The organism is Granulicatella balaenopterae (genome assembly GCF_900111135.1).
In the GTDB taxonomy this organism is placed as follows: domain Bacteria; phylum Bacillota; class Bacilli; order Lactobacillales; family Aerococcaceae; genus Granulicatella; species Granulicatella balaenopterae.
Genome location: NZ_FOGF01000015.1, coordinates 1 through 13,887 on the forward strand (window position 1 = coordinate 1; position 13,887 = coordinate 13,887).

General features: G+C 36.2%; 15 protein-coding genes. 2 read left to right on the plus strand and 13 right to left on the minus strand.

Translation table 11 applies throughout. The features are described 5' to 3' along the window. Positions 1–95 precede the first annotated feature (95 nt). From BMX09_RS04645 to BMX09_RS04705, 13 genes are all read right to left on the minus strand, one after another. The gene (locus tag BMX09_RS04645; RefSeq protein WP_089746539.1) at positions 96–950 is read right to left on the minus strand and encodes a type IV pilin protein; all 855 of its coding nucleotides are present in this window, start codon (positions 948–950) and stop codon (positions 96–98) included. 194 nt (positions 951–1,144) lie between these two features. Further along, complete coding sequence (locus BMX09_RS04650; protein ID WP_218138917.1) at positions 1,145–1,654, minus strand: pilin; 510 nt, start codon at positions 1,652–1,654, stop codon at positions 1,145–1,147. A gap of 194 nt (positions 1,655–1,848) precedes the next feature. Then, a complete protein-coding gene (locus tag BMX09_RS04655; protein WP_089746541.1) occupies positions 1,849–2,334 on the minus strand; it encodes a pilus assembly FimT family protein in 486 nt (161 codons plus the stop codon). Between the two features lie 594 nt (positions 2,335–2,928). Beyond that, entirely contained in the window at positions 2,929–3,411 is a 483-nt protein-coding gene (locus BMX09_RS04660) for a type II secretion system protein (RefSeq protein ID WP_089746542.1), read from the minus strand. 111 nt (positions 3,412–3,522) lie between these two features. Continuing rightward, a complete protein-coding gene (locus BMX09_RS10380) occupies positions 3,523–3,960 on the minus strand; it encodes a type IV pilin protein (RefSeq protein WP_177159537.1) in 438 nt (145 codons plus the stop codon). Positions 3,961–4,121: 161 nt separating this feature from the next. After that, the gene (locus tag BMX09_RS04670) at positions 4,122–5,330 is read right to left on the minus strand and encodes a type II secretion system F family protein (RefSeq protein WP_089746544.1); all 1,209 of its coding nucleotides are present in this window, start codon (positions 5,328–5,330) and stop codon (positions 4,122–4,124) included. A 31-nt stretch (positions 5,331–5,361) separates the two neighbouring features. Beyond that, on the minus strand, positions 5,362–6,441 hold the full coding sequence (locus tag BMX09_RS04675) for a type IV pilus twitching motility protein PilT (protein ID WP_089746545.1): 1,080 nt from the start codon (positions 6,439–6,441) through the stop codon (positions 5,362–5,364). A 70-nt stretch (positions 6,442–6,511) separates the two neighbouring features. Beyond that, the gene (locus tag BMX09_RS04680) at positions 6,512–8,197 is read right to left on the minus strand and encodes a GspE/PulE family protein (RefSeq protein ID WP_218138918.1); all 1,686 of its coding nucleotides are present in this window, start codon (positions 8,195–8,197) and stop codon (positions 6,512–6,514) included. A 246-nt stretch (positions 8,198–8,443) separates the two neighbouring features. After that, positions 8,444–9,064, minus strand: coding sequence for a hypothetical protein (locus BMX09_RS04685; RefSeq protein ID WP_089746546.1), 621 nt, complete (start codon positions 9,062–9,064; stop codon positions 8,444–8,446). Further along, the gene (locus BMX09_RS04690) at positions 9,061–9,678 is read right to left on the minus strand and encodes a hypothetical protein (protein WP_089746547.1); all 618 of its coding nucleotides are present in this window, start codon (positions 9,676–9,678) and stop codon (positions 9,061–9,063) included. The genes BMX09_RS04685 and BMX09_RS04690 overlap by 4 nt, the downstream gene beginning before the upstream one ends. A gap of 11 nt (positions 9,679–9,689) precedes the next feature. Beyond that, on the minus strand, positions 9,690–10,694 hold the full coding sequence (gene pilM, locus BMX09_RS04695; protein ID WP_089746548.1) for a pilus assembly protein PilM: 1,005 nt from the start codon (positions 10,692–10,694) through the stop codon (positions 9,690–9,692). Positions 10,695–10,720: 26 nt separating this feature from the next. Continuing rightward, a complete protein-coding gene (locus tag BMX09_RS04700) occupies positions 10,721–11,494 on the minus strand; it encodes a prepilin peptidase (RefSeq protein WP_177159538.1) in 774 nt (257 codons plus the stop codon). Positions 11,495–11,887: 393 nt separating this feature from the next. After that, a complete protein-coding gene (locus BMX09_RS04705; RefSeq protein ID WP_089746550.1) occupies positions 11,888–12,490 on the minus strand; it encodes a hypothetical protein in 603 nt (200 codons plus the stop codon). Positions 12,491–12,650: 160 nt separating this feature from the next. Here BMX09_RS04705 and BMX09_RS04710 point away from each other — a divergent pair, with 160 nt between their 5' ends. Both BMX09_RS04710 and BMX09_RS04715 read left to right on the plus strand, forming a co-directional pair. Next, positions 12,651–13,364 (plus strand): hypothetical protein, encoded by a 714-nt coding sequence (locus tag BMX09_RS04710; RefSeq protein ID WP_143054373.1) that lies wholly within the window; start codon positions 12,651–12,653, stop codon positions 13,362–13,364. After that, positions 13,364–13,840: a type IV pilus modification PilV family protein gene (locus BMX09_RS04715; RefSeq protein ID WP_089746552.1), complete on the plus strand. Its 477-nt coding sequence runs from the start codon at positions 13,364–13,366 to the stop codon at positions 13,838–13,840. Before BMX09_RS04710 ends, BMX09_RS04715 begins: the two co-directional genes overlap by 1 nt. The last annotated feature ends 47 nt before the right edge of the window (positions 13,841–13,887 follow it).

Sequence of the window (13,887 nt, forward strand, 5' to 3'; positions counted from 1 at the left end):
TTTATTATGGCTTCCACTTTTCCAACAATTCATTTTATATCCCTCAATAATGATTGTATCAAAAATATCTTGATACAACAATTCATCCCACGAAGCTAAAGCTTCGGAGATTTCTTGGTACTATTTTTAACGATAATCTGCTGATCAACCAACTCAACTGATTTTACCACTGTATGATAATCTGACTTTACCTTTGATTTTTCAAGTTTTGTTTTTATTTGTTCAACATTTTCTTGATTAATTGCTATTCCGTTTGCGATAAAGGACTCTTTATTAGATTTCATTATGAAAATAGCTGGATTTGTAGTATCTCTACTATCAGGGTCGTTTACATCATAAGTAAAATCAAGATACTTACGGGCTGTATCAGAATTATGTTGATCAAATCCTTCTAAATAAATACGCAAGGCTTGATTCTGACCATCTACCATATAAGTAACTGCAGCATCTCCTACATCAAATGGGATTTCTGCGGCTTCTTCTTGATTATCTATAGGACTATTAGTAGCTTTACAACTTACCTTAATGATAGCACCACTTGCCTCATATTCAAAAATAACGGTGTAAGTAGCAGGAGTATTATCCATTACCTCACAATCTACCATTTTATCCTTAAATGGTAAACTATCTGTTAGCTTACTGAAGTTATTTTTGGCTTTACCTTTAGCAACGACACCTGAAACTTCTACTATTGTTACTGCTTTTGGAGTGGTTCTAGTAGTTGTTATCTCACCATCAACAGGCTTGTAGATGGCATTACCAGAACTTGTCTCGGTCAGGTAAGCTGTCTGGGCTTCGGCATAGGCATTACGCAAATTGGCCACTGTTACAGCATCACGAGACTTTTCTAAATGCTCTGAAAAGATTGGAATAGATAACGCGACTAACATACCAATAATTGCCACAACCATTAATAACTCCGCTACAGTAAATCCTTTTTTATTTGTCATTATCCTCAACATATCCCCTCCGTCTTTATAATAATTCAACAATGATTATACCATACCTTAGAAAAGAACTTGTGAACAGGATATGTCCTAGTGCTAGTAGTTCTTTCATTAGCAAAACTGCTATCCTTCCTCAAAAAGACGTCCATAACTTCACAAAAAAAGCGCCAACTAATTAGCTGACACTTATACTAAGTTTATAAGTTATCAAAATGATTGACAGATGCATTATCAAAAGCATATTTAGGAGATATTGCATCGCAGGGTACGTCCCAATCTTTATCACCTTGTTTTTCAAATACAATCTCACCATCTTCATTAATATAAGGATACGACTTAATAGGATCACTATCATCTGAATTAATAAGCACAAATACTCCCAAAATCTTACCTGACTTCTGCTCTCTACATGGTAATATTTCAGTATATTCATGAAAAGAGTTTGAGTTCCCGCTAAAAAAATTATCTTCATCAAATAATTTTTCTCTTTTAATATTGTAAAGATAATATTTAGGTCCTACTTCGCCACTTGATAGATACTCTTCATAACAGATAGAGATACCACTTCTAATATTTGCTATATCTCTTGCATCTTTCGCCTTTTGTAATTGGCCATTAAATACTGGTATTGCAATGGCGACTAATACTCCAATAATTGCTACAACAACTAATAATTCCGCTAAAGTAAAGCCTTTTTTATTCTTCATATTTTTCATCTCCTACTATAGATAATTCTAAATAATTATATAGTTATATTTTGTTGATATTTTATTTATCAATTATTCAAATTTATTATACCACTACTCAAGGTCTCTATTCAATTATCACTTATATATTTTGTATTATTTCGAAATATTGCAAAAAAAGTGCCAATAATTCAGATTATCAACACTTGATTAACTTATTCAAAAATGGATACATTATAACGATCTTGTTCAAAAGCTTGAATAATATATAACTGATTGGATTGATTATACTTAAATTCTATCACATAGGATTTCCCCTTAGCATTATCTAATTGCTCCATTGTGCCATGAAAGAGTAATTTATGTGGTATCTCTTCGGCTAACCCACTAAAATCATTCTGTTTCGTTCCTTTAGCTACAATGTCTTTCACGACAATCATTGCCTTTGTATGGCCATCATCTCCAACTTTATCAGGATAGGACACATAGATACAATCATTTGATGCACTAGATTCTGATTCAAAAACAGATTTCGCTTCATTTTCTGCATGGATAATTTGTTCAATAGTCGCTTCATCGCGTGAATGTTCGACATAATCAGTAGCACTAGGCCAGAATAAAGCAATAATCCCCATAGCTACAACTGATACTATCATTATTTCAAATATGGTAAAAAGGTGTTTACTCATGAATGTTTTCATATTATTGCCCCCTTTTTTTCTAATTAGTAGCTAATCTTACTCTTCTTTCTAACTCTTCCTTAGTATAGCATGAATCCTATCAAAAATAATGACTAAGCATGATATTTGAAGAATGATTATTTTTGAAAGGCTTGTACAGAAAAAATTCTCCTTAATCGTTATCCTTTTTCCCTTTTGGCTCGAATCCCTTAACTAACACCATCTTGTCAACAGCAGAATTCCAAGGATAACTATCATAGTATACCACCCCATCCGAACTACTAGTCTCAGTTGGGTAAGCAGTTTGAGCTTCGGCATAGGCACTACCTAAATTGGCTACCGTTACTGCATCACGGGACTTTTCTAATTGATTTGTAAATATGGGGATGGCGATGGCGACTACTACTCCAATAATTGCGACTACTACTAATCATTCTGCTAAAGTAAATCCTTTATTGTGCTTTTTGTCTACCATATTATTTCTCCAGTCATGATATATTATTTACATTTGTGAAATTATTATATCATATTCCTATTAAAATCGATGCTTTTTTATGTAAATAAAAAAGTATCAGCCTTATTGACTGACACTAAATCGTTTGGTTTATTACATAATTATTCGAGTATTTCTTCGTTATAACTTTCCTGATCAAAAGCTTGAACAAGATATAGTTTTCCTGCTTGGTCATATTTGAATTCTATGACATAGGATTCCCCTGAGCCATCATCCAATTTGGCCATGGTTTCATGAAAAACATCTTTAAATGAGATATCTTCTGTTAATTCAGTGAATGAATTGTCATTTTTACCCTTTGCAATGAAATCTCTTATAACAACCATGCTTTTAGTCTTGCCATCATCTCCAACCTTATCTTGATAGGATACAAAGATTGCATGCCCATCTTTTGTGCTTTGATGATTTTGTTGGACTAATTGGGCTTCTTGATAGGCACTTTGTAATTCAGCGATTGTTGCTGCATCACGTGACTGCTCTATTAAGTTCATGCAGATTGTTAGTGTTAATACTAGCATTACCCCAATAGCAGATATGGTCATTAATAATTCTGCCGTTGTAAACCCTTTTTGATTATTCTTCATCTTGCTCTCCCATTGACTACTAGACACTTACAGACAATAAAAAACTGAAAACACCAAGCTGGTATTTCCAGTTTCAGTTTCGTTCATATTAAAATGATGGATTAATTAGTTTTATTCTACTGCAATTGAAGAAATTTCTCCATTAGATCCATAAGTAAATGTTACAGTATATTTTCCTGGAGCATTATCCATTGCATCGAAACCAGATTGTTTATCTGCAAATGGTAAATCTGTTACTAACCCGCTAAAATCATCATCTTTTTTACCTTTAGCGATAACGTTTGTAACTGCTACTGTTGCTTCACCAGCTGTAGAAGTTGATGATTTATCTGTATAAGTAGCATTTCCACTAGTTGTTTCTGTCATATATGCTACTTGTGCTTCTGCATATGCTGAACGTAGGTTTGCTACTGTTACGGCATCACGTGATTTTTCTAATTGACCTGAGAAGATTGGGATTGAGATGGCTACTAATACCCCGATAATTGCTACTACTACTAATAATTCAGCTAATGTGAATCCTTTTTGTTCTTTTAATTTTTTGAACATCTTTATTCCTCCTATAATACGTGTTTTCTTTTTTAAACAATACCATAATATGGTCTTCGTTTTCCTTACTATTATCATATAATACTAACCATAGACAGGTCAATAATTTTCCACTAATTGATTAAAATTTAACTATGGTATCCAATTTTGCTACTTATTTCCTACATAAAGTTATACATTGTGAAGATTGGTAAGTAGATGGCAATAACGATAAAGCCGGCGAATAAGGCTAGAAAGACTAGTAATGTCGGTTCTAACTTACTGATGGCTTGTTGCATAGCGTATGATGCTTCATTATCATAATAGTCACCAATTGTCAATAATGTGTCTTCTAATTCCCCGGTCTCTTCACCGATGGCACACATTTCTTTTAATGTATTAGGGAAATAATTGCAACGTCTAATGCATTCTCCTAATGACTTCCCTTCTTGTAAGGAAAGTGTCATACGACCGACTTCATCCCCTAAGGTACGGTTAGTCATTGACTTGGCAGTTGTCTGGATAGCATCATCAATACTTAATCCGGCAGTTAATAAAACGGCCATCGTAGTTGCGAATTGGCTTGAACCTGTTAGAAGATTAATCTTCCCGATGATAGGTGTTTTTAAGACAACATTACTCCAGAATACTTGGCCTTTTTCAGTTAATGCGCTTAATTTTAAGCCGGCAATGATAGCCCCGATTATAACCATAATGAATAGCCAGTGTGCCGCAAAAAATTCTGATGTTTTAATTAATACTCTAGTCATCGCTGGTAATTCCCCACCAAAGTCCTTAAATACGGCTGATAGGGTTGGGATAACTTTTGCCATTACAATAATTAAGACAATAATAGCCACAATCACCACAAAGATGGGATAAGTTAGGGCTTGTTTGACTTTTTGATTGGTCTTTTGCGATCTTGTAAAGTAAGTCTCCATCGCTTTAAAAGAATTAGCTAGAGTTCCTGAGCGCTCGCCTGCTCGCACCGTCTCAATAAATGTCATTGGTAAGCCTTGTCCATGTCGCTCCATAGTATCAGCAATTCCCATACCTTCTGAGATATCTTCTACTGAGGCTACTAGCATTTTCTTTAATTTTTTGTCTTCTGTTTGTTCAGCAATCATCGCCATAGCTCGTGCAATACCGACGCCTGATTTTAAGATTATGGCAAATTGTGAACACATCACTGCTAGATGTTTATGAGCTACTTTTGAGCTACCAACTTCCATATCTAGGATGCTATTGGTTTCTTTTACGGGATTGATTTTAGTAACAACTGGATACGTCGCTTTAATCTTATCAACCGCTTCAAATTCATCAAGTGCTTTGACGACGCCTTTTTTTTGAAGGCCTTCATTCGTTAAGGCACTATAGCGATAGGTTCTCATAATTATCCCCCCTTTTTTAGTCTAATGATGCTTATTTCCAAGTAGAGATTCCTGGCGGGCGTGTACCTAAACGTTGCGCCAAAAAGTCTACATCCTGAGCATTGGCAAAGGCTGTTTCGCTTTTAATTTTATTGGCTCTTACTAATTCAGCCAAGCAATTATCCATAGTGATGCTACCGATGTCTCCTGAAGATAAGATGGAAGATTTGATTTGCGGTGTTTTACCTTCACGTATTAAGTTTTTAATGGCGGGTGTTAAAATCATTGTCTCATAAGCTAGCACACGGCCATTTTCATATTTATTAGGTAATAATTGCTGTGATAATACGGCTTTTAATGTCATTGATAATTGCATACGAATTTGTTGTTGGCGATTCTCTGGGAAGACGCCAACAATACGGTCAATGGTATCTGAGGCAGAATTAGTATGCAAGGTTGCAAATACTAAGTGTCCGGTCTCAGCGGCAGTTAGAGCTGTTTCGATAGTGTCAAGGTCACGCATTTCCCCGATTAGAATAATATCTGGGTCTTCACGTAAAATAGCTCGTAAGCCGTCTTGATAACTAGCAGTATCTTCACCAATTGCACGTTGATTAATCACACATTGATCCGGTGTATAGATATATTCGATTGGATCTTCTAAAGTAATAATATGGTCTTGTCTTTTATGATTAATTTCATTAAGTAGTGCAGCTAGGGTAGTTGATTTACCGCTACCAGTCTCACCTGTTACAAGAACTATTCCTTTTTGCCATTTTGTAAAGTCTTTAACAACTGGTGGTAAGCCTAGTCTTTCTAATTCTGGGATGGTGCTACTAAGAATACGTAATGCCATTGAGACAGATCCTTGTTGGCGGAAGATATTAATTCTTAGTCTTTCATTAGCAAGGGTTGCTCCTAAGTCCACTTCACCAATCTCACGCATTTGTTGATATTTCACTCCTGCAAGTGCTTGAGCCATTTGTTCGCAATCTTCATCTGTTAATATTTTCTCATCCAAATCGACCAAACGTCCATGTAAGCGGCATTTAACAGGTAAGCCTTTTACAATATGAATATCTGATGCACCCAAATTAGCAGCTTTTTCAACCAATTGTTCTATACGATTCATTGTCACTTTACCACCCTACTTTCTTTTATTACGATACCTCACACCTTAAATTTGGCTATGAGTGTTCGTTTTAATACTCCATAAAGGCCATTACGCGACCGATTTCTTCTACGGTTGTAATGCCATCTTCGACCATTTCTCCAACACAATCTTGCATCGATACAAAACCTGTTTCGTTAATCATTTCTAATAGTTCTTGCTTGTCGACATCTTTTGCAATTGCATGTCTTAATTGACGATTGGTAGATAGAATTTCAAAGACACCTGTACGTCCACGATATCCTGTATGGAAACACTCATCACATCCTGCTCCATGGTAATAGGTACGCTTAATGCTTGGGTCTAAGCCAGCAATCTTAATCGCTGATTCTTCTGGTGTGTATTCTTCACGACAATTCTTACAAATGCATCGTACCAATCTTTGTGAGATAATCCCTGTTAAGCCCCCTGCAATTAAATACGGTTCAACGCCCATATCTTTTAGACGGTCAATCGCAGAGATGGCATTTTCTGTATGGATGGTGGTGATAACTTTATGTCCGGTCATCGCAGCACGCATCGCAATCTCAGCTGTCTCACCATCACGAATCTCACCAACACAGATAATGTCTGGGTCTTGACGTAAGATTGAACGCAAGCCACTCGCAAATGTTAGACCTGTCTTTTCATTAATATTGACTTGAGTGGCCCCTTCAATACTAAATTCAACCGGGTCTTCTAAAGTAACTAAATTCACCGATTCATCTAATAATTCTTGAATTAAGGTATACATTGTAGAAGACTTACCACTTCCGGTAGGCCCAACAATCATAATAACCCCATTGCTGGCAGCCATTAAGTGATCTAACTTAGCTGATTCTTCTTCTGGAATGCCAATCCCACTTCTAACAAATAGACTTGGATCTTGGACTAAGAGACGAATTACGACTTTTTCACCCGAAATCGATGGTAGAGTTGATACACGTAGGTCAATTGATTTGCCTTGAACGGTGGCTTTAGCACGACCATCTTGAGGGATACGGCGCTCCACCAAATTCATATGAGACATAATCTTCAAACGTGAAATAACGGAATCTTGTAAATCACGTGGAATCACTAAAATATTATGCAAACGACCATCAATTCTCATTCTTACGCGCATATCACCTGATGAGGGTTCAAAGTGAATATCACTTGCATTTTCCACATAGGCACGCTCGATAATTGAATTAACTAATTTGATGGTTGGAGCTGCATTAGAATCATTTTCTGCTAAAATTTCTTCTTGCTCTGTGGCTTCATTCCAGATACCTGCTTCGGCTTTCATTTGCATAATGGCTTCATTGGCACCCTTATTACTATACAGTGTCGTAATCGCATGACGAATACCACGCTCTGTTCCAATCATTTGAATAATACGCATCTTGGAAGCACGTCTAGCCTCTTCAACCGCCTCAAAATTCAGCGGGTCTTGCATTGCTAAAAACAACATATTCTTAGCAACTTTTACTGGTACAATACTATATTTTCGTGCTAATTGTTTAGGAATATATTGTACCATTTCTGCATCAATATCATACTCTGACAGGTCAATATAATCGATTCCTAATTGTCGGCTTAATGTATCGACAAGCTGTGATTCTGAAATAAATTTATTATTAATTAACACTTCACCAAGTCTGGTATGTGTTGGTGCTTGCTTTTGAATCTTCAATGCTTGTTGAACTTGCTCCTCGGTAATCAAACCTTCAGCGACAAGCATATCTCCTAATCTCATATATCGAATTCCAGCCAAATTCCATTCCTTCTTTCTTTAAATCTTTTTCTTGCTCCACTTTGATAATTACTAAGACTTGCGCCTAATAGTAAATGTAAAGCAGCGTTAACCACGTCTCTGACAAAAAGCATGCCATATTATATACTTCAAGACACGTGATGAACTACCTCGCTTAGTAAGTCGACGAGGATTTAACGACTTCATTTTGAACTTCTCACGACGAAAATCACGAGTACTTTTTTCATTTTATAAGATTGGTTCATCTTCAATCGTCTGTGCTGTATCTTCTTTTGAACGGACTAATCCTTCTGTTGTGTCAGCGCCTTTCATCATTTCAACGAAGACGATTTGCACGCTAGTAGTCCATGAAGATGCCTGATTATCTTTTCCATCAGTACTAGCAGCAATGCTAATATCATTAATTAAACAACGATTATCCCCTGTGTATAATTGATGGATAATTCTTTTGGCTGTCGCATAATCTTCTGTTGTAAACGAAAGAGCAACGGGACGTTTGATAGCGTCTCCTGTCTGCACTGCATCTGAAAAACTAATATCAAAACTTGTTGTTTGCGTCATAATTTGGTTTAAAGCATCTACTTCCGCTTGTAAATGATTATATGGATAGACTTGACCTAGACCGGCTTCTTGATTGTCTTTTATTTCACGTTCCATATTTTTATTTTGGTCACGACGCATCTGTTCAAAAGTAAGTTCCTGCATTAATTCATCTGTTTGATATCTATCAATCATATTGTGACAAGGCTTATAACAAGCAAAATAATAAATCGAAAATACTAACATCACTACTGCAATAATAATAATAGCTTTTTCTTTTGCTTCTAATTTCTGTTTAAATTGCATCATGATTCTTCACCCCCAACTTTAAAAGTAATGGAGATGGTGCCATCAACTGTTGTACTATCTTCATTATGATTAGCCGTATGAACCGTTACAAAGGTGACTTCTGGATCTTCTTGTACACGCTCAACAATTGCTGCCATCTTCTCAAGAGTTGTCTCTTTAATCACGACATCCGCATGATTGTCATTTATATCATAAGAATCGACTACCGCATCAACGGCCACTTTTCGGTCAATTAACTCAATCATCATCAAACGATTAGGCTGTAACTTTTCTTCATCAGTTAGACAACCATTCCCATAACGATTATAGTCATCACGAATATGAGCATATTTCTTACTATCTTCTTGCAATGTTTGAATATTGCTTTCAATGGCTTGATAATTTTCTTTAGCTAGATAGGCCTCTTCAACTAAATCCACCACAAATACTTTCCCTAAACCAAGCAGCAAGATAATCCCCAAGATAATACTCACTGTCGTAATAATAGAGACCTTCTTCTGTTCGGCAGTTACAAAGTTGATTGTTTTTTTTGATGGATATTGATTATTACTTGTTAAATCTTTGCTCCCTAATTGCTTTAAGCGGGAAAGAAAATTCGAATCCACTTGTTTCATCTCTTACCCCCCTATTCTAATACCATTCCTAATAATTGCGGACATAATTCTAATTCGTCCATTGACATTACATCATTACTAAATAATTCTTTGATGGACTTGACATTAAGATCAACCGAACGAGTAATACTCTCTACTAATGGCTTAATATTCGTGCCACCTCCACAAATATAGACATTCTCTAAATCTGATCCTGCATGGTTATATAAATAGAAATTCATAATCCGCATAATCTCAATAGCTACTTGATCATACATTGGCATTAAACGCTCATGATATTGAATATTTTGACGATTGGCTTCATAATCCAGATGTGCAATATGAATATCTACCTCATTAATTTCCGCAGCTTGAGCAATAAAGTTATAACAACCAAATTCCATTGTTCTAGTGATATCATATTCCCCTTCAGAAAAGAATTGAATAATAATCGTCTCTGCTCCTAAATCCATCACCGCATAATCATGCTTACCAGTAATCCCATTTCGCTCTTCATAATGATCAATAATATTCTTAATCGCTAAACATTCCGGCATCAAAACGGCTAACTTCAATCCTGCACGACGAAACATTGCTTGGTAGGCTTCTAATAATTCACGCTCCACGGCAATGGCTAATAAATCCATCTCGCCAATTTTAGGATTTTTTTCATCTTGCTGAACATCAATTACAGCATAATCATAGACATATTGATCTTTACTACCTGTTATATACATCTTAAATTCATATGGTAAATTCACCTTCAATTGGCTAATAGTCATCAAAGGCATATTCAAACGACGTACCAATAACTTTCTATCTGGTAAAGTTAACGCCACCTTCTTACAATTAATGCGATGCTCTTTAAAAGTCTCCCTAATAAAATCAGCCATCGCATCATAAGAGACAATCTGATTATCTCGCACCATATTATCTGGTAATTCCGCTTGAATAAACTTTTGTGGCTTACCATTCACACAAATCGCTAATTCTAATGTATGATTACCAATCTCAATTCCAACTATCTTCTTAGCCATCTTCACAACCCTCTCTTCACTCAACTTTAAAATAAACTTAAATACCAAGTCGTCACCGAAGTACCAATTAATAATGTGATAAAGACCGCCACCGAAATACACGGCCCAAATGGAATACGATTCTTCTTAACTAATACTGAAAAAAGAATCCCCATCACACATGATAAAATTAAACAGAACAAACTCTCAAAAAGCCCCATATATAAACCAGTCATAAAGAATAACTTAATATCTCCACCACCAAGACTTTCCTTCCCACTTAACTTATCAAAAATAATCGATAAAACTAATAACGAACCCGCAATAATAAAGCCTCCTAATAAACCATCCGTTGCACGGCACATTAAATACTCAAGTGGTACCAGCGCTTTAGGACTTGCTAATTCACTCGGACCAATCACTCCAGCTTGTAATGGTAAAAAGACTAACCAATTCACAATCCCCCAAATAATAAAACTATCTGGAATCTCATAAATCGCCAAATCCACCAATGATAATCCCAATAACAAACAACTTAAGACTAAATAACTAAGCGCCTGCCAAGAAATACCAAAAACAGCTACCACCGCTACAAAAGCAAGTCCTAATACCAATTCCGTCAACATATATCTAGGATGAATCTTAATGCCACAATAACGACAGCGACCCTTCAAGAATAAATAACTAAAAATGGGCACTAAATCCTTGGCAGCTAATATATGTCCACAACTTGTACAATGACTGCGACCACTTCTCACTGATTCATGATTCGCCATACGCCATGATAGACAATTAATAAAGCTACCAAATACTATTCCCAAAATAAACACTACTCCATATATATACACTACCAAAAATCCATTATCTGGGAACATTTCTCCTAACACCCTTCTCGTTATGATTACTTTTCATTTATCTAGGTAAAAACTTATAAATTCTCATCATTATTATATCATATGAAAACATTTCCTCGCAATCTTAGGTCTTATATAAGTAATATTTTTATCGATAGTTCCATAGAATTAGACATATATCAGACAATCTATGCAAACAAACTCTAAACCGCGTAAACCAACACACGAAAAAAGTGACGTAGACAAAACATACCGACTGATTAACTTGCAAAAAAACACCAGCCCCTGAAAAAACGACCGCTACCTTGTTAGCAAAAAAATGGCGTCCACATATGCGAGAACACCACCCCCAAATTACTCCTAATCGGTTAAAGACTCCTTCAATAACTTCACATCACCTGTAGCCTGCCACCATAAATAATACTCATAATGATCCTTTTTATCTTCATGAACACTCACAAACAACAAACAATCCCTCAAATCATACGTCTTACCCACCTTCATCTCCTCACCAATCCAAAAATCCCCTGGCACAAAATCACTTGACACCTCAGTCGATGAGACAAAGCGCGTCTGCCATGGATCTGGGGACGTTAAGGTTAATGCTTCGCCATAATTCTCAAAAGGCTCAACCCCTCTAGACTCTAAGCGAACCTTGAGAGCGGTTAATGTTTCATTTTCTTTTAAAGCATAAATACGCTTCCCTTTTGAATCCACCACAAATGCCACCTGAGCATTCTTATCAATCGCTTCCCCTAAAGAATCACTCCCTAAAGTAAAAGCCTCTCTAGCCGCATTACGGGCCGTTCTTTCATAACCTAATATAATAGTTTCAGATTGAGTGTTATCCTGCTTTACAAACTGTGGCACAATTAATAAAATCACACAAACCACAATGATAATAATCGCTAATACAACCGGTAATGACGCACCAGACGACCTTCTATTCTCTTGAAAAATCATTGTTAACACCTCTTAAATTTCAAATATTCTTAATACTTAATATTATCATATATCACAAATTTTCACAAACTCGCAACTATTCGTCATAAATTGAATTCACTAAGTATTATTGCTATAATTTGTTATGAACTATTAGAAAAATAAAGGAGGCGAAATGCCCATGCCCCAAATAACCACTAACAAAGACAAGCGCTCATTGAAAAAGCGTTTAACCAATCAAAAAGGAGTCACATTACCACTTGCATTACTATTCTTTATTGTCTGCGCAGTCATTGGCTCTATTATCCTAGCAACAGCAACCGTAGCATCCAATCGGGTTGGTGGACTAGTCTCCCAACAACAACCCTACTACACCACCACTTCTGCTGCCAAAATGATGAAAAATATCTTAGAGGGCACCAGTTGCGAATTGGTCTATATTAAAGAAGATGGCCAAAAAGTTAGCGAAAACATTACTTACCAAGGGGCTGATAGTCAATTACCACCCAAATTCTTAGTACAAGTAGTCGAGACTTATGAACATCTTACTTTAGGACAAGCTCTAGTCAAACAACCACTCAGCTTCAATCTAACGAGTAGCCAAAAAGAATTAAATCTAACAGAAGGTACACTGGCACTAAGCTCCAAAGAAGACACAGCTTACGATATTCAGATGAGCTTCAAAACAGAAAATAAAAACAATGCCTACTACTGCCAATTAGTTGCGCCATCTTCCGTTACAACAACCGAAGAATTGCTATGGTATGACGCAGCGGGTGTTCTAGTCGACAATCCAAGCGAAACTGATTTAAGCAAATGTACTAAAAAAACAAAAATCACCACCACCATCAAATGGCCCAAAGCAACCATTCAACAAGCGGAGGTGCAAAACTAATGACAAAAGAACTGACAAAACAAACTGGTGAGGTACAATTTGATAAGAGGCAAGTACAAGATGTGCAATCTAATAAAGCGCAAATACAGGATGTGCAGTTTTTGAAAAATTCCGAATTAAAAGAGAATTCAGACGACACACAGCGCAACCTCTATTTCACAGCAAAAGACAAACTAGCTAGCCAAAAAGGAGAATCAATCGCCGAAGCACTAATCGCCCTACTAATCGTGGCATTAGGTATCGTACTACTAGCAATCATGATTAGCGCCTCAACCCGCATCGTCAAAAAAAGTAATGAGCGACTAGAAGCCATGTATCAAGTAACCAATCAATTAGAAGAACAAACAGTCCCTCCTACTACTAATTCACTAACAATCGACCTTAGTGGTAGCACAAAGACTATCCAAGTGAATCAACACAGCGTAGAAGATAACATGTATCAATTCAACTTATACTCATATGAAATGAACGAATAAGCCAAAATAAGAGTAAAGGCAGATGACTTATGAAAAAAAGAATCAAG